General features: G+C 36.3%; 15 protein-coding genes. 4 read left to right on the plus strand and 11 right to left on the minus strand.

Translation table 11 applies throughout. From position 1 onward, the window contains the following. Nucleotides 1–99: 99 nt before the first annotated feature. Nucleotides 100–3549, minus strand: a complete 3450-nt coding sequence (locus GWK10_RS10965) for a methylmalonyl-CoA mutase family protein (protein ID WP_164032408.1) — start codon at nt 3547–3549, stop codon at nt 100–102. 143 nt (nt 3550–3692) lie between these two features. Here GWK10_RS10965 and purU point away from each other — a divergent pair, with 143 nt between their 5' ends. Continuing rightward, nucleotides 3693–4547 carry a formyltetrahydrofolate deformylase gene (purU, locus tag GWK10_RS10970; RefSeq protein WP_164032409.1) on the plus strand — a complete coding sequence of 285 codons (855 nt, stop codon included), beginning with the start codon at nt 3693–3695 and terminating at the stop codon, nt 4545–4547. On the opposite strand, the gene GWK10_RS10975 is transcribed toward purU, so the two are convergent. Further along, complete coding sequence (locus GWK10_RS10975) at nt 4548–5486, minus strand: MBL fold metallo-hydrolase (protein WP_164032410.1); 939 nt, start codon at nt 5484–5486, stop codon at nt 4548–4550. A 34-nt stretch (nt 5487–5520) separates the two neighbouring features. On the opposite strand from GWK10_RS10975, the gene GWK10_RS10980 reads away from it, so the two are divergent. Then, nucleotides 5521–6231 carry a DUF4197 domain-containing protein gene (locus GWK10_RS10980; RefSeq protein ID WP_164032411.1) on the plus strand — a complete coding sequence of 237 codons (711 nt, stop codon included), beginning with the start codon at nt 5521–5523 and terminating at the stop codon, nt 6229–6231. A 4-nt stretch (nt 6232–6235) separates the two neighbouring features. Here GWK10_RS10980 and GWK10_RS10985 read toward each other — a convergent pair whose 3' ends face one another. After that, on the minus strand, nt 6236–6469 hold the full coding sequence (locus GWK10_RS10985; protein ID WP_164032412.1) for a DUF3820 family protein: 234 nt from the start codon (nt 6467–6469) through the stop codon (nt 6236–6238). 41 nt (nt 6470–6510) lie between these two features. Here GWK10_RS10985 and GWK10_RS10990 point away from each other — a divergent pair, with 41 nt between their 5' ends. After that, entirely contained in the window at nt 6511–7152 is a 642-nt protein-coding gene (locus tag GWK10_RS10990) for a GDSL-type esterase/lipase family protein (RefSeq protein ID WP_164032413.1), read from the plus strand. 58 nt (nt 7153–7210) lie between these two features. Continuing rightward, nucleotides 7211–7795: a hypothetical protein gene (locus GWK10_RS10995; RefSeq protein ID WP_164032414.1), complete on the plus strand. Its 585-nt coding sequence runs from the start codon at nt 7211–7213 to the stop codon at nt 7793–7795. A 30-nt stretch (nt 7796–7825) separates the two neighbouring features. Here GWK10_RS10995 and GWK10_RS11000 read toward each other — a convergent pair whose 3' ends face one another. From GWK10_RS11000 to GWK10_RS11035, 8 genes are all read right to left on the minus strand, one after another. Continuing rightward, nucleotides 7826–8380: a DUF922 domain-containing protein gene (locus GWK10_RS11000; protein WP_164032415.1), complete on the minus strand. Its 555-nt coding sequence runs from the start codon at nt 8378–8380 to the stop codon at nt 7826–7828. 19 nt (nt 8381–8399) lie between these two features. Then, nucleotides 8400–8810 (minus strand): OsmC family protein, encoded by a 411-nt coding sequence (locus tag GWK10_RS11005; RefSeq protein WP_164032416.1) that lies wholly within the window; start codon nt 8808–8810, stop codon nt 8400–8402. Next, nucleotides 8807–11020, minus strand: coding sequence for a LysM peptidoglycan-binding domain-containing protein (locus GWK10_RS11010; protein WP_164032417.1), 2214 nt, complete (start codon nt 11018–11020; stop codon nt 8807–8809). The genes GWK10_RS11005 and GWK10_RS11010 overlap by 4 nt, the downstream gene beginning before the upstream one ends. 5 nt (nt 11021–11025) lie before the next feature. Further along, nucleotides 11026–12558 carry a glutamine-hydrolyzing GMP synthase gene (guaA, locus tag GWK10_RS11015; protein WP_164032418.1) on the minus strand — a complete coding sequence of 511 codons (1533 nt, stop codon included), beginning with the start codon at nt 12556–12558 and terminating at the stop codon, nt 11026–11028. Between the two features lie 207 nt (nt 12559–12765). After that, nucleotides 12766–13404: a response regulator gene (locus tag GWK10_RS11020; protein WP_164032419.1), complete on the minus strand. Its 639-nt coding sequence runs from the start codon at nt 13402–13404 to the stop codon at nt 12766–12768. Then, entirely contained in the window at nt 13394–15271 is a 1878-nt protein-coding gene (locus tag GWK10_RS11025) for a tetratricopeptide repeat-containing sensor histidine kinase (protein ID WP_164032420.1), read from the minus strand. The genes GWK10_RS11020 and GWK10_RS11025 overlap by 11 nt, the downstream gene beginning before the upstream one ends. A 96-nt stretch (nt 15272–15367) precedes the next feature. Beyond that, nucleotides 15368–16045, minus strand: a complete 678-nt coding sequence (locus GWK10_RS11030) for a hypothetical protein (protein WP_164032421.1) — start codon at nt 16043–16045, stop codon at nt 15368–15370. A gap of 95 nt (nt 16046–16140) precedes the next feature. Continuing rightward, entirely contained in the window at nt 16141–16875 is a 735-nt protein-coding gene (locus GWK10_RS11035) for a S8 family serine peptidase (RefSeq protein WP_164032422.1), read from the minus strand.

Raw genomic sequence — 16875 nt, forward strand, 5'->3', positions numbered from 1 at the left:
GTTTCGTTAAAACAAGATCTCAATGTTTGTGCCTCGATTTGTATAAGCGATTCGTACAATTTAAAAGCAGCGAAGCCACTTTGAAAATTGGCTGCCTTCTTACATATTCCTCCTATACTGCCCCCCTACTTCAAACAGAGCTTTGGTGATTTGTCCAAGTGAACAGACTTTTGTCGCTTCCATTAATTCTTCAAATATATTTTGATTATGAATAGCGGCTTGCTGTACTTTTTTGAGTGACGCTGATGCTCTATTCGCATATGAGTTATGCAAATTGCCGAGTGTAGTTATCTGATATTCTTTTTCCTCTTCTGTTGCTCGAATGACCTCCGATGGTGTAATAGTTGGTGAACCCTTGCTGCTTAAAAAAGTATTTACACCGATTATTGGAAATTCTCCTGTATGCTTCAATGTTTCATAATACAAGCTTTCTTCTTGGATTTTACTACGCTGATACATCGTTTCCATCGCTCCTAAAACTCCACCTCGTTCAGTAATACGATCAAATTCTAATAAAACGGCTTCTTCAACTAAATCGGTCAACTCTTCTATAATAAACGATCCTTGAATTGGGTTTTCGTTTTTAGCAAGACCCAATTCTTTATTTATAATAAGTTGAATTGCCATTGCGCGGCGCACGGATTCTTCCGTTGGCGTAGTAATCGCCTCATCGTATGCATTTGTATGTAATGAATTACAATTATCGTAAATAGCATATAATGCCTGAAGCGTTGTACGAATATCATTAAAGTCGATTTCCTGTGCATGCAAGCTTCTACCCGAAGTCTGAATGTGATATTTCAACATCTGCGCACGCGGATTTGCACCATATTTATGCTTCATCGCCTTAGCCCAGATCTTACGTGCCACTCGGCCAATAACAGCATATTCAGGATCGATTCCATTACTAAAGAAAAATGATAAATTCGGACCGAATTTATTAATATCCATTCCGCGGCTCAGGTAATACTCTACATAGGTAAAACCATTTGATAAGGTAAAAGCGAGTTGAGAAATCGGATTTGCACCAGCTTCGGCAATGTGATATCCAGAGATAGAAACCGAATAAAAGTTCCTCACATTTTGCTCGATGAAATACTGTTGTACATCACCCATTAATCGCAAGGCAAACTCTGTTGAGAAAATACAGGTATTTTGCGCTTGATCTTCTTTTAAAATATCAGCTTGTACGGTACCTCGAACTTGAGCTAGTGTCTCAGCCTTAATTTTATTATAAACATCAGCTGGTAATACTTGATCTCCTGTTACGCCTAAAAGCATCAATCCGAGACCATCGTTTCCTTCTGGCAGCTCACCTTGATATTTAGGTCTCTCGATTCCTTTTCCCTTATAAATTCCAACTATTTTCTTTTTTACATCCTTCTCTAGTCCATTTTCTTTGATATACTTCTCGCAATTTTGATCAATGGCAGCATTCATAAAGAAGCCTAGTAACATTGGTGCAGGGCCATTTATCGTCATACTTACAGATGTCATAGCATGAGAAAGATCAAATCCTGAATAGAGTTTCTTTGCATCGTCTAAACAACAGATAGAAACACCGGCATTTCCTATTTTTCCATAAATATCCGGACGGTAATCGGGATCATTACCATATAATGTAACCGAATCAAAAGCTGTAGATAATCGTTTTGCTGGCAACCCCAAACTCACATAGTGAAAACGTCGATTTGTACGTTCTGGTCCGCCTTCACCTGCAAACATTCTAGTAGGATCCTCTCCAGTTCTCTTAAAAGGATATAATCCAGAAGCATAAGGAAATTCCCCAGGAACATTTTCTTGCAAACACCATCTTAAAATATCGCCCCATGCTTGATATTTTGGCAATGCTACCTTCGGAATATCAGAATGTGAGAGCGACTTAGTATGCGTTTCAATTTTTATCTCTTTATCTCGAACCTTAAACGAATATATTGGTTGCTTGTATTTATTTACTTTTTCATCCCAATCAAGAATCATCTCCCAGTTATAAGGGTCAAGATTCATTTTTGTTTTATTGAATTGGGCTATAAGAAGGTTTGTGAATTCCTCATCGTCATTCTGAATTTGTTTCAGAATCTCATCTTCATTTAATCCATTTTGTAATAACAATGAACCTTCAACTGCGCTCAGGTTGACATTCGTTAAGGTATCGATAGTTTTATAAATACCATATAATTTTTGAGCCACTTCTACTTGCGTGTCAACGTTTTTGTCGTAGGCTCTGTTGTTTTCAGCTATTTCAGAAAGGTATCTTGTTCTTGCTGGCGGGATGACAAATATCTTTTCGCTCATCTCTTTTGAAATCTCGAAATTCGATTTCAAGACCGCTTCGGTAGATTCATTCACCTTATCCATGATCGCTTTATAAAGCGTATTCATTCCTGGGTCGTTAAATTGCGAAGCAATCGTTCCGTACACCGGAAGATCATCCTGATGCGTATCCCATAAATTATGGTTACGCATATATTGTTTTTTCACATCACGCAATGCGTCCAATGCTCCGCGCTTATCAAACTTATTAATCGCTACCAAATCTGCAAAATCGAGCATATCGATTTTCTCTAACTGAGTAGCGGCACCAAATTCTGGTGTCATCACGTACAACGAAACATCACTATGCTCTAGAATTTCTGTATCACTCTGACCAATACCTGAAGTTTCAAGTATGATCAAGTCATAATTCGCGGCTTTTAAAACTTCGACAGCTTCATTGACATATTTTGACAAGGCGAGATTTGATTGTCGTGTGGCTAACGAACGCATATATACTCTGGGCGAATTAATTGCGTTCATTCGGATACGATCTCCTAACAAAGCACCACCTGTTTTTCTTTTAGAAGGATCAACTGAAACCAATCCGATTGTTTTTTCAGGAAAATCAACTAAAAATCTGCGTACTAATTCATCAACCAAACTTGATTTTCCCGCCCCACCGGTTCCTGTAATTCCTAAAACTGGTGTAACCGATGTTTTGTTTTTATTATGAATGATATCAAGTGAATCTTTAGCAACTTCAGGAAAATTCTCAGCTGCAGATATTACTCGAGCAATAGACTTCGGGTCTTTCTGATCTAAAATATCGACTTCACCATTCAAGCTATCGCCAATAGCATAATCTGACTGCTGCACCAAATCATTAATCATACCTTGCAACCCTAACTCGCGACCATCATCTGGTGAGTAGATTCGTGTAATTCCATAATCCATCAACTCTTTAATCTCTTCAGGAAGAATTACTCCACCACCGCCACCAAAAATCTTGATATGCCCTGCGCCCTTTTCATTGAGCAAATCATACATATACTTAAAATACTCATTATGACCACCTTGGTAAGAAGTCATTGCAATCGCGTTTGCATCCTCTTGTATTGCCGTATTTACAACCTCTTCAACACTGCGGTCGTGACCTAAATGGATTACCTCTACGCCCGTACTTTGAATAATACGACGCATAATATTAATCGCTGCATCATGACCATCAAAAAGCGATGCCGCTGTTACAATTCTTACTTTATGCTTGGGCTGATATGGTGCGATTTGTTCCATTGATAAAATTGAGTCAATTTATGGATGCAAAATTACAGATTTTTCAAGGAATAAGCAGGTTGATTAACAATCCTATAAAACTTTTTTAATCCAGTGAACAACTAGATTTTTCATTTAATTTTAATTCCTTAAGCACGAACTAAATGAATCATATTACACTTCTAATACATTGTAAAGATAGCCCAGGAATTATCGCATCGGTCACTTCATTTATTCATCACTTTAAGGGAAATATCGTATATATCGATCAACATGTAGACCGACAAGAAAATGTGTTTTTCATGAGGTTGGAAGGAGAATTCGATCAAAACTCATTTAGCTACACCAGCTTTAAAACGGATTTTCAAACAATCGTCGCTACTAAGTTTGAAATGCAATGGCAAATACATCCAGCATCAGTTAAACCAAACATGGCTGTTTTTGTTTCTAAATATGATCATTGTTTGTATGATATACTTGGTAGGTATCAAGCTGGAGAATTATCCGTTAATATCCCACTAATCATAAGTAATCACAATGATCTATCTCATATCGCACAAAACTTTGAAATTCCATTTTATCATATCCCAGTGACAAAGGAAACCAAAAATAAAGCGGAAAAGAAACAACTCGAACTTCTAAAATCTCATGATATTGATTTCATTGTTCTGGCGCGTTATATGCAAATAGTTAGCGAGTTGGTCATTAATGAATATACTGACAATATTATCAATATTCATCATTCATTTTTACCTGCATTTGTAGGTGCAAAACCTTATCATGCAGCTTTCGCTAGAGGTGTAAAAATTATCGGTGCGACTAGTCACTATGTTACTGAAGAACTTGATCAAGGGCCAATTATAGAGCAAGATATTACCAGAGTCACTCATAGTCATACAGTGAAGGACTTTTTAGCCAAAGGGCGTGATCTTGAAAAAATCGTACTCTCTAGAGCCATTAAATTACACGCAAACCGCAAAACGATGGTCTATAATAACAAAACCGTCGTTTTCTCATGATCACAATGGTAAATTCATTCCTCGTACAGCAAATTTAAATCCGATTTTTTCAAGCTCTTTGCGTTCTTCTGAATTAGGATCAAGTGCCGGGTTCGAATGATTAAAATGAATAAATATCACTTTTGATTTCACTTCTGGCGATTCATTTTTAAAAAGTGCCGCGGTTTCTTTTATAAAAGGATGAGGCACCTCACTCATTGGTCTTGGTATTTCACCATCCTCAAAAAAGCTAGCATCTATTAATGCATAATCCACCCTCTTTACTTCAGCAACAACATCTTTTTCCCATTTTGACCATTTATCTATGTCTGGGATAAAAAGTGCTGTCTTAGAAGGCCCTTCAATTTTGTAACCGACAGTTTCAGAAAATTCATCACGATGAGGAACTAAAAAAGGAGTCACTTTTAGTTGCTTGGTGACGTTTACAGCGCTATCCTTTCTTAGTTGTTTTAGGCTAACATTGTTTAACGCCACCAACTGAGACCATGGCCCATTTTGCTCTAAAAAAGATCTCATTTTTGGCATTGCATAAACGGGTATGTTTTTTACGCCCATCGCTTCTCTTCCAAAATGCATCAAGCCAGTATAATGACCCATGTGAGCATGAGTTAGGAAAACACCATCTACAATTTTATCTGTCTTTAAATAATTGCTCTCCAATAAATTAAGTTGAAAGGGCATATCTGGAGTAGCCTCAAACAGGAATTTCTTCTTTTCATTTTTATCAATAAGACCTAAAGACACTACATACTTTTTGTTTTCTGAATCTTTCTCTATGGAACTAAATTCGTTAGGGTTATTAATATGAGGGTATCCTCCATCTTGGGCCACTCCCAAAATAGTGATATAGGTTTCATGATCAGTTTCCACCTTATTTACACTAGAGTGATTAGTGCAGCCAAACACAAAAACTACTAAAAGGCAACGTATATAATTCATTATATTTGAATTGAATGACCAAACATACCCAAAAATGAGAAAAATTTTACTTATCCTAGTTATCTTCAGTATTACTTCCTGCGCAGAACTCCAACAAGTTGTGAATTCATTGCCACAAGACGGTGGCGTTTTATCAAATGCCGATATTGGTGCTGGGCTACGACAAGCATTAGATTTTGGCATTGATAAACAAGTTACGAAACTAACACAAGCTGACGGATTTTATAAAAACGAACTCGTGAAAATTTTACTTCCTGAGGAATTACGAAAAGTCGATAAAACGCTAAGAGATATTGGTTTAAATAAATTGGCCGATGAAGGTATAAAAGCCTTAAATCGTGCCGCTGAAGACGCTGTCAAAGAGGCTACACCCATTTTCGTAGATGCTGTAAAAGGAATTACCTTCAATGACGCAAAGAACATTTTGCTAGGCGAAGACAATGCCGCAACGCAGTACTTGGAAACAAGAACAAATGCAGCACTTTATTCAAAGTTTAATCCGGTTATAAAAAAGTCTTTCTCTAAAGTAGGTGCAGATCAAATTTGGACAAATCTTATTACCAAATATAATAGTATGCCCTTGGTTAATGATGTAAATCCAGATTTGACAGATTACGTAACTAACGAAGCTCTAAAAGGTGTTTACACCATGATTGCCGTTGAAGAAAAAGAGATACGAACTAAAGTTGGTAGTCGCACCACAGATTTACTAAGAAAGGTTTTTGTACTTCAGGATGGGAGGTAGTTAATTAGCTTAGAAGCTTACTCTTCAAACTAACCAAAAGTGGTCCCAGTCCATTCGCTTTCATATCATGAACGGACTGCATCATTTCACCCAGTTTCCCTTCAGGAAATCCCTTTTGACGAAACCAAACATAATAGTACTCAGGAATATCAACTAGATACCAATCTTTATATTTGCCAAACGGCATTTTGTATGCAATTAATCTTGCTAGTGCTTCTTTGTCAGGTTTAAACTCCATTTACTACAAAAGTATTGGTAAATTTAAATCAAATTAATGTCATGCGACTCACCTTAACACTATTCATATTGTTCCCATTTTTTATTTTTTCTCAACAGAAAAGACAATTAAAAAAAGAAGTGAAAGAGCTTTCAGTTAAATACATCTCTTATAAAAATAGAGCTGACAATGTTGTGTTTACTGGAAGTAGTAGCATTCGTATGTGGCATTCCTTAAACGACACCTATCCTAGTTCGAACATTCTAAATACCGGATTTGGCGGTTCAGAAATGTCTGATCTGCTAAGACATCGCAATCGATTAATTAAAGATTTTAAACCAACTAAGCTATTTGTTTATGAAGGAGACAATGATATTGCGCGAGGTAAAACTCCCGAAAAGACTTTGAGACATTTTAAGCGATTTATTAAATGGTATAAACGAAGAATGCCCAACACCGAATTGTATATTATCTCGCCCAAACCAAGTATCGCACGTTGGCATTTTAAAGGAGAGTATTTAAAACTAAATAAAGAACTAAAGGCACTTTGCGATGAAGAAGGACTAGCATATATTGATGTTTGGTTGCCGATGATTAACAATGACCGGCCGATACAAGATGTTTTTTTAGATGATGATTTGCATATGAATGAAAAGGGTTATGAGATTTGGAGAACACAAATTGATCCTTATATCGAAAAATGATTATGCTACACAATAAATTCGCATACCTTAACGTATATAAGCAAAACAATTTTTTACCATGAAACTATTTAAACTACTTTTTGCCTCAACCATTTTGCTATTTATTTCTTGTAATTCTGATGACGAAGGTACACCTGGTGAAGTCAATACTGCCGAACTTGTAGGAACTTGGAATTTAACTAGCTTAAATGTCGAAGGAACTACCACAACATCAGTTCAAGGAATTCCATTTACAGTTGATTTCACGTCAACATCAAAAGATGAGATGTATAGCTGTACATTTACTGAGAACCCAAACGAAGTTGCCTGTTCTGGAAGTTATACTACAACCCTTACAGTTAGAGTCGCAGGTCAGGATGCATCATCAGAAGATGTTGAAGTACCTAATTCTAGCTCAACTACAACTTGGGAAATAATGAATGATACTGACTTAATTTTTGGTGAATCAGTTTTTGATTTTGATGAAACAAGCGGTGTTGATATTGCAGATAATGTGGTATTTCAGGAAAATTCTACAACAATTACCTTACTTACTGATACATCCTTAACCTTTGAAGTTGTCTCTAAGGGGTCTTTTACGGCTCAAGAGCAAAATACCGAATTTGATTTTAAAACAACTGTTTCATTCGAGAAAGCGAACTAGAACATATTAACAAAATAAATTACATAGCGACTATCTTAACTGGTAGTCGCTATATTTTTTTAGAAGCATCGCTACTTTTTCTTGCCAAAGCTTTTGCTGATGTTCGTCAATAGAATAGTTAGTCGCTTTATCGTAGTTGGCCTGAAATTCTTGTAATTGTTTTACCACATTAGCATACAAGGTATTCATCTCTTTTTTTATGTTAGGAGTAAATTTGTAAGAAACAATTCGTTTGCGTAATATTCTTGCATGAAGTTCGGCAATATCAAAATGAAGTTGTTCGTGAGCTAATAGGTTCTCATCTGCCAATTTCTTTTTATACCACGATTTTGATGGGATGAAATAGCATTGAACGGTACTATCATACTCCACCTTATTGCCTGTCAAACTTGCAGAAAATCCATGATCAATCCCTGAGGCAGTTACAGCCGCCGGACTTGAATTAACATCAGGCTTGCCCTGAAAATCATCCCATGTTAATCGGTACTTGGCACTCCAGCGAATAGTATTCTCTTCTTGTGCTACTACATTATGAAATGAAAAAAGCATCCCAACAATAAACACTATCGCAAGATATTTTTTCATAATAATACTTTGATATTTATTAATCTTCTTTCCCCCAAACAAAGGTTACCTCCTTTTCAATATCCGGATGTAAACTGTAATGTACTGGACAGGTATTAGCTGTGTTTTCCAAAATTTTTTTCGTTTTATTGTCAAAATCGAATGGCATATTCAACACCACTTCTATCTTGCTTATCCGTCTAGGCTCAGAAGCCATGTGCTTTGTTACTTGTGCGGATGCATGCAGCATATCTAGCTCCATATTCTTAGCTTTAATTCCCATCACAGTTAACATACAACTTGCAAGACCGGTTGCTACTGTATCTGTAGGAGAAAATGCTTCTCCTTTCCCGTTATTATCAATTGGAGCATCCGTTATAAACTCATTATTCGATTTTAAATGAACGCTGGTTGTTCTCAAATCGCCATCATATCGTACTATAGATGTCATCGCACTTCTTTTGTTGAGAATCCGTCATATTTAATAATATAGACTCCTCTATTATAAAAACCTTTATTACCCATACGCTCATAATGAAATTTATTCTCGACATACTCGGTTTCACCAATTAAATAAGAACTAGCTCTTAAGTTCTCATTGTACGCCAAACGTAAAAGAGTATCCATTGTTAGATCATATCCACGTACAGCCCACTTGCTAGGGGTTATATTGTATTGTTTTTTATATTCTTTTTCGAAAGAATTACTACCACCTGATATTCTTATGTTATCGACTGACGGAAAATGAAATGCCAAATTTGCCAAATGCTCATTCGCAACAATGTCTTCATCATAAAACTTTGCCTTTAAGGTTGTAAATAAGGTAATCTTAAATTCTTCTATCACAAAAGCATTTAATAATGACGTAACATTTGCACCAAGCACTTGATTATCGGTTTCTAACAATACCCAATACTCCTTTTCTTGTACTAAAAGTTCTTCTAATGCATCCCGTTTTACAAACTTTCCGCGCTTTTCCTCTTTCTCTTTTTCAGTTTGAGTAAGATCGATACTCATTGCATCAGGAAACTCAAGTAATAGTTGTTGTTTTACAGCTTCGTTTTCTTCATCTGCAATAATCAATAACTCGCGGTCGCCGATATTGTCTTTTATATACTTGACCATTTTAGCACGCAAGACGCTATTAGCCGGAGTTGTTTGAAATACATTATCATATAGCTGTTCGTCTTTACTCCAAATTGGTGACATAATTGGGATATCAAGACTACTTAAGTGTCCTGCAACCTTATTTACGTTGCTCTGTAAAAATGGGCCAATTACGACATCTGTATCGGCGAAGTCTTTTATTAAAAGAATATCGTCAAGTTTCTTGTTTCTAAATTCGACGTCATATACGTCAACATTTGTTGAAAGTCCAAGATCTTTTGCTTCTTCAACAGCCATTAATAAGCCTGAGTAAAAATCAAGAGTATTTGTGATAAGTTCATCATCTTTTATTTTATCACGAGCATCACTTGGGTTGCTTAAATCTACTTGATTCAATTTAAATGGTAACATGACCGCAATAGTCGACGAATGCCCTAATTGAATACTGTCTTTCAAATTAAAACGCTCTGTAAGCAATAGGTCCGTTACATTGAAATCGCCTTCGCTATTTTTCGGAATCTTTAAAATCATTCCTTCCTTTAATCCTCCTAACTTATCTATTTCCGGGTTAAGCAAACGAATAATCTCCTCTTCAATACCTAGTTTTACTTTTAAACGATAAAAACCTTCCGCCTTTTTAACTTCGTAATAATGATAGTCTTCATCTACTTGATCAGTCTCACTAGCAGATTTATTTGGCACAAGAATGAGCTCTCCGTCCTTAAGCATTTCACCCATTTGGGGGTTATACAATGCCAACTCTTCTTGGGTTATTCCAAATTTATATGCTACCCTCCACTTGCCTTCTTGAGGAAGTACGATATACTCCACAAGATCAACATCGCCAAAGGGATTATCCTCTACTTGAATATACTCAGGAATTTGTAATCGATCTCCTCTTTTCAATTCGGCGCCGTATAAAAATCGATTGTATTTTTTAATAGAATCAATTGCAATATTAAAGCGTTGTGATAAGCTAAAAAGTGTTTCTCTCTTTTTCGCTTTATGCTTTTTAAAGCCAACAAGTGAATCTTTAAATTTTGGTTGCATCGAAGACAACAACTGACCACTGGCATTTTTAACCGTATCAGTAGCTACCACAGGAGTATCTGCACCGACAGGTATACTTACTGTTTTAACAGCTTCTTCTTGGTATTTTGGTATTTTGATTATACTCCCTTTTTGCAATTCGCCAGTATATAGCGTTGGATTGTGTTTTTTAATATCCTCGACAGATATCTTAAACTTTTGCGCAATACCAAAAATGGTCTCCTTTCGTCTTACCTTATAATCCGAAAAAGTTACTGTACGCTTCTTTATTTTGTCACCCAAAATAGAATTAGAAGGAATTAAAAGCACCATCGTCGTGTCGATGCCTTCTTTCGCTTTCGGATTCAATTTGATGATATCAAACGGGCTTACTTTATAGGCCCTTGCAATTGTCTCCAATGTTTCATTCGCTTGAACGCGATGTCTTCTGTAAGTCTCGTCTTGTGCATTGGATAATTGAAATCCTAAGAATAGCACAAGGACAAAAGTGAAAACTTTATTCATAAATTTTATTCCCATTCAATAGTTGCTGGCGGCTTTGAGCTAATATCATATACTACTCTATTAACGCCTTTTACCTTATTTATTATTTCGTTCGATATTTTTTGAAGGAACTCATATGGTAAATTCACCCAATCGGCAGTCATACCATCGGTACTTTCTACAGCGCGCAACGCAACGCACTTTTCATATGTACGTTCGTCACCCATCACTCCGACGCTATTAACTGGCAATAACATTGCACCTGCCTGCCAAACAGCATCATACAAACCATGTTCTTTCAGTCCGCTCACAAAAATATGGTCTACTTCTTGTAAAATAGCCACTTTTTCAGCGGTAATATCTCCCAATATACGAATTCCTAGTCCTGGTCCTGGAAATGGATGTCTTCCTAGTAACTCAGCATCAATACCTAAAGATGCACCTACTCGCCTAACCTCATCTTTAAAAAGCATTTTCAAAGGTTCGACAATTTTCAATTTCATATAATCTGGTAATCCACCAACATTGTGGTGACTCTTTATAACTGCCGACGGTCCGCCAGAAGCCGAAACTGATTCAATGCGATCTGGGTAAATGGTACCTTGACCCAACCATTTCGCATCTTCGATTTTATGTGATTCATCATCAAAAACCTCAATAAAGCTTTTTCCGATGATTTTACGCTTTCCTTCAGGATCAGACTCTCCTGCTAAAGCTTTCAAAAAACGTGCCGAAGCATCTACACCTTTAACATTAAGTCCCATTCCTTCGTACTGCTTGAGTACGTTTTTAAACTCGTTTTTACGAAGCAATCCATTATTTACGAAAATACATTGCAGGTGTTTTCCGATAGCTTTGTTCAGTAAAACAGCGGCTACAGTCGAATCTACTCCTCCTGACAATCCGAGGATCACTTTCTCATTTCCAATCTCATCTTTGAGTTCCTGAACTGTAGTTTCTACAAACGCATCTGGTGTCCAATCTTGTTTTAATCCTGCAATTTTTACAAGGAAATTTTCAAGCAATTTTGTTCCATCCTTCGAATGATATACTTCTGGGTGAAATTGAATGGCATAGGTTTCTTCTCCTTCAATTCTGTATGCTGCATTTTCAACATCTGCCGTACTAGCAAGTTGAACAGCATTCGTAGGAAGCTCTTTAATTGTATCAGAATGGCTCATCCACACTTGGCTTCCTGCCTGTATACCTTCAAAGAAAAGCTCGTTATTTTTTATTGACGCTAGATTAGCGCGACCGTACTCTCTCGTATTCGACTCCTCAACACGTCCTCCATTAAAATGCGCTAAGTATTGAGCCCCGTAGCAAACACCCAATAATGGAATTTTACCTTTTATTTTTGATAAATCGGGATGTAGTGTATTTTCACCGCGAACGGAAATCGGAGAGCCCGATAAAATAACTGCTTTAAAAATGGATAAATCTTCTGGAACTTTATCATAAGGCTTAATCTCACTATAAATATTAAGCTCTCGAACTCTTCGGGCAATAAGCTGGGTGTATTGCGAACCGAAGTCTAAAATAAGGACGTTGTCTTGCATGCGCAAAAATAGGATTTAGTTTTAATGTGCGAAAGCTGAAAAGTTGGAAAATGCGGAGTGTTTTTACATACTTTTTAACATACAAACTATGCGACCTGGGTTCAATGGATATTCCCGGAAACTGGTGAAAAATATCTTTAACCCTTTTAAAGTGGTTCTCGATATAATCCCTATAGCTGTAAGGACCAGTCCAACTGCCAATTCATGCTAATCCAACAAATCCAATTCCATCGCGGTCTTAACCAGACCCACACTATTCCGTGCTCCTAACTTACTCATGAGGTTCATCCGATGTGTCTCAACGGTTTTAGCACTCACAAATAGTTTATCCGCGATTTCCTGTGTGGTTAATTCCTCTGATATGGCTTGCAATACTTCCTTTTCCCTGCGAGTTAACTTGGTGAATAGGGTTTTTTCCTTTTTCTGTCCCAAGCTTTGATTTAGTAATTTCTTTTGAATGTCTTTTTGTAAATACTGTTCTCCTGATAAAACCGTTTTAAAGGCTTCCAACAATTCTATCTTATCTGTATTCTTTAGTAAATAGCCGTGCGCTCCGTTTTTCAAAATACGTTTTACAAATGAGGTGTCTTCATAATTGGTAATAGCGATTATCTTTAAGTCTTTACTCGATTTTAATACCGTCTTACATAAATCGATACCATTGATATCGGGCAAATTAATATCCAATAACAGGACATCTGGTGCATCATTTTTTATGCTCTCCAGCGTTTCATTTCCTGTTTGATAGGTAGCGACAACCTCAATTTCTTTCGTATCTGCCAACATGGCGGCAATACCCTTCGCTACCATTACATGATCATCGGTTATTGCTATTTTAGTTATCATCGAGTGTGTTTTTTAATATTTCGATTACATAGGAAGTGCCTTTATCAGTGGAGTCGACATCAATCGTCGCATTTAAATAATCGACACGTGATTGAATATTTTTGAGCCCAATACCTCCACTACTGGTTGCTTCTGTGTCAAAACCCTTACCATCATCTTCGACTGATATTTGAATCATTTCGTTAATGGTGCTTAGCTGTACATTTATCTCGCTTCCCTCGGAATGTTTAATACTGTTGCCTACCAACTCCTGAATGATTCTAAATATATTCAGTTCGCTTTTTTTCGAAACCTCGATCATCTCACCAATATGAAAGAACGAAATATCTATTGGATGTAGGTTATTCATTTTCTCAGTGAATTCGTAAAGCGCTTCAATTAAATTAAAATCTTCTAAAGATGGTGGTATTAAATTATGTGAAATAGCCCGAACCTGCTCACAAGATCGATCGATCATATTCATAGCTTCCTCTATGGTCTTTGAATTAGTATCTAATAATGTAGAAAGTTTGAACTTGATAGCGGATAGATCTCCATTTACTCCATCATGTAATTCCTGAGCAATACGATGTCGTTCTTTTTCCTCTCCTTCAATAAGAGACTCCAAGGTTTTTACTTGATGTTCTCTTTTTAGGGCCAATATCTCTTGGTCTTTTCTTTTTTGTCGTTGTCGAAATGAGAATAAGACTAATAGTATCCCAGCTAAAGCGGATACAGTTATTATACTGAGTATGCTAGTTCTCGATTTACTTTTTTGAAGCGCTAATTGTTGTTCTGCTATTTCTTTATCCTTTCTTTCCGCTTCATATTTAGTTTCAAGCTCATTAATTGCTTTTACCTTTTCAATATTGTAAAGTGAGTCTTTTAAGTTTTTATGTTGTTCATAAAACTTTAATGATTCAGGGGCACCTTTTAGGCTATGTGCCTTGGCCAAATACAATAGTGCTTTAGTTTTAATTTCGGTAGCACCAGATTTTTCCGCCATACTAAGAGCCTTAGTAAGGTTACTTATTGCTACCTCATAATTCTTTAATTGGATATGAGAATTACTTAGATTTAAGAGGAGGTCCGTTTCAAAATATTGATCATTTATTTCTTCGCCTAATTTAAGTGCACTCTCATAAAACGAAATAGCCTCTCTAAAAGATGAAGTATAATAGTAATATTCACCAAAATTTCGTTGACTAAAAAAATTAAGTCTTGGGAAATCGCCAGTTTTTGAAACACTATCCTGTTGCCTAAAATAGCCAAATGCTTTTTCAAATTGTTCTTTATACAAATAAGCTAGGCCCAAATCTCCCAAACTTATTCCCAATAATTCTGGATTTTCGGGGGTGATTTTTTCAATTCCTTGATTCAAATATTCGATTTGCTTATCTGGTTGGTTTAAGCTTCCGAATAAAGATGAGAGATTGATATATGTATTAGCTAGCGCGTTGTTATCTTGAGCTTGTTCCAAAAACTCAATTGATTTCAAATAGTATTCCGGGGCCTTTTCAAGATCCCCTTTAAATTGATATACATTCCCAATATTAATGTAAGTAACACCTTTCCCGCGGACATCTTTAGCTAAATCACTAAGAGGCAGTGCCTTTTCGTAATAATAGATCGCAGAATCGTAGTTAGACATATCGCTATGCACTATACCAGAATACATTGTGGCTTTAAAAGCACCCGTAGGAAAATCGATCTTATTACTTAATTGAAATGCTTTCTTATAAATTGATAAAGCTTTCTTGGGTTCCTTAGCCTCGTATGAATAAGCCTCATCCAATAGTTTTTTTACAACAGTCGAATCTTCTGTATTACTTTGACCATAGATAATAACAGGAATCAAACAACATATGAAAACTAATTTTCGCAACATATTAAAGTCTTAAGCATTTGAGAGAAAGATGTTACAAGAGGGAATAGGCGAAACATCTTATTATTAAAAGTACGAATTTGATTGTTAATGTTTTATTTAATAGTTATTTATCATTGATTTTTCATAACGCTCATTATCAGCTGATATTAAATATTGTTGGTCGTAGCCTTTTATAGGAAACGGCATAAATCCATTCGGAAACTCTTGTAGAACCTCGGGATGTTGACTATAAAAGATCACAAGCAATGTTCCATCTGGTAAGGAGGCTACCTCCCAATATCCAGGAATTTTCTGCTCATCTTTATCGAAACTTCCCATTCCTGGTACGCTAATGCTAATCCAACTTGTAGTAATATGAAGAAATGTTCCATTTTGATAAAACAGTACGTTAGTCGAAGAATTTGCCGATCCGGTGCCTGTCACACCACCAGAAAATTCGTTTTTGCTAGTATAAAAAGATGCGTTTGACAGATACTGTCTAAATGCTTTTGCTTTATCTGAATCGAATTGCATTTGACCGATGTCATCGCCTAAAATTTTTCTAATAGCCTCATGACCTTCGGCCAAATTTTCCGGATAAGGTTTTTGATTTGCTTTCATGTTTTGACTTTTTCTCAGTTTTTTATTTGTTTTGGCTACCGTTAACTCATTAGCAGATTGATTGTGAGTTTTAGAAGCTATTACTTCTTCTTTCTCTTGGGCACCACAGCTCATTATTGTAAAAAGAATAATTACCAATGTTGCTTTTAATGGTGCCGCATTTATGTAGTACATATTTAATGTGTTTGTTTTTGCAAGGTTGGAATACAATAGAGAATATATGTAAGGGTTAAACCTGAGATTAAAATTTCAGGGTATTCCCTGAGAAACTATCCATAGGCAAATCCCTGTTCCTTTGGAATATGATTTAGTCCTTTGGGTGATAATATTATCTCATCTTCTAGGATTCCTAAAATCTGTTCAAAGTTACTTCCTCCCCTGTAGGATAAATTTTCAGTCATTTTTTTAGATAAGTAAGCGCTAAAACGCGCTGTAGCTGTACTACAACTAATTCGAGCTGGTTTTTCAGCGGTGCCACCAAAAATGGAAAAACCCAAGGTTTTGGTAGTTGGCTTGATTGATAGATGATTAGGTATTGTTCCGTCAATAGTAGTTCCTACTATTGGGATCGTATATTTCTCATGAATTAGCGGATTCAAGAAAGGGGAATCGTTTCCTGCAGAAATGCATATAGTAATCCCATTTTCCCTAGCTTTTTTATATACTCTACGCAGTGCATGTGGTAATGATTTTCCCTTTATTACTTCTAGACAAATACAAATGATTGAACATTGATGTTCGATAGCCCGCTCAATATTTTTAGCTAAAAGAGCAAGATTCTTCATGTTAGATTCATACTTGGGATAAAATGGAAAAACCAAAATATCAGCATTTACATTTTCAGATTTGATAACGCGAATCATCTTGTCGGCATGTCTCCTAAATTCAGGAACTCCGAAAAAATCGGAGTCCCATGAATAGGTAATCTGAGGATGATGATGAACCCTTACCTGTTCGTATGTTGAACGAGGGAAGCCATCGATTAATGCGATTTTAGGTTTCAT

Origin of the sequence: Spongiivirga citrea, from assembly GCF_010671565.1 — a bacterium.
In the GTDB taxonomy this organism is placed as follows: domain Bacteria; phylum Bacteroidota; class Bacteroidia; order Flavobacteriales; family Flavobacteriaceae; genus Spongiivirga; species Spongiivirga citrea.

Excerpts from the sequence above, each read along its gene's own strand:
- GWK10_RS10965 (WP_164032408.1), bottom strand. The coding sequence starts at position 3,549 with ATGGAACAAATCGCACCATATCAGCCCAAGCATAAAGTAAGAATTGTA.
- purU (WP_164032409.1), top strand. The coding sequence starts at position 3,693 with ATGAATCATATTACACTTCTAATACATTGTAAAGATAGCCCAGGAATT.
- GWK10_RS10975 (WP_164032410.1), bottom strand. The coding sequence starts at position 5,486 with ATGAATTATATACGTTGCCTTTTAGTAGTTTTTGTGTTTGGCTGCACT.
- GWK10_RS10980 (WP_164032411.1), top strand. The coding sequence starts at position 5,521 with ATGAGAAAAATTTTACTTATCCTAGTTATCTTCAGTATTACTTCCTGC.
- GWK10_RS10985 (WP_164032412.1), bottom strand. The coding sequence starts at position 6,469 with ATGGAGTTTAAACCTGACAAAGAAGCACTAGCAAGATTAATTGCATAC.
- GWK10_RS10990 (WP_164032413.1), top strand. The coding sequence starts at position 6,511 with ATGCGACTCACCTTAACACTATTCATATTGTTCCCATTTTTTATTTTT.
- GWK10_RS10995 (WP_164032414.1), top strand. The coding sequence starts at position 7,211 with ATGAAACTATTTAAACTACTTTTTGCCTCAACCATTTTGCTATTTATT.
- GWK10_RS11000 (WP_164032415.1), bottom strand. The coding sequence starts at position 8,380 with ATGAAAAAATATCTTGCGATAGTGTTTATTGTTGGGATGCTTTTTTCA.
- GWK10_RS11005 (WP_164032416.1), bottom strand. The coding sequence starts at position 8,810 with ATGACATCTATAGTACGATATGATGGCGATTTGAGAACAACCAGCGTT.
- GWK10_RS11010 (WP_164032417.1), bottom strand. The coding sequence starts at position 11,020 with ATGAATAAAGTTTTCACTTTTGTCCTTGTGCTATTCTTAGGATTTCAA.
- guaA (WP_164032418.1), bottom strand. The coding sequence starts at position 12,558 with ATGCAAGACAACGTCCTTATTTTAGACTTCGGTTCGCAATACACCCAG.
- GWK10_RS11020 (WP_164032419.1), bottom strand. The coding sequence starts at position 13,404 with ATGATAACTAAAATAGCAATAACCGATGATCATGTAATGGTAGCGAAG.
- GWK10_RS11025 (WP_164032420.1), bottom strand. The coding sequence starts at position 15,271 with ATGTTGCGAAAATTAGTTTTCATATGTTGTTTGATTCCTGTTATTATC.
- GWK10_RS11030 (WP_164032421.1), bottom strand. The coding sequence starts at position 16,045 with ATGTACTACATAAATGCGGCACCATTAAAAGCAACATTGGTAATTATT.
- GWK10_RS11035 (WP_164032422.1), bottom strand. The coding sequence starts at position 16,875 with ATGAAACCTAAAATCGCATTAATCGATGGCTTCCCTCGTTCAACATAC.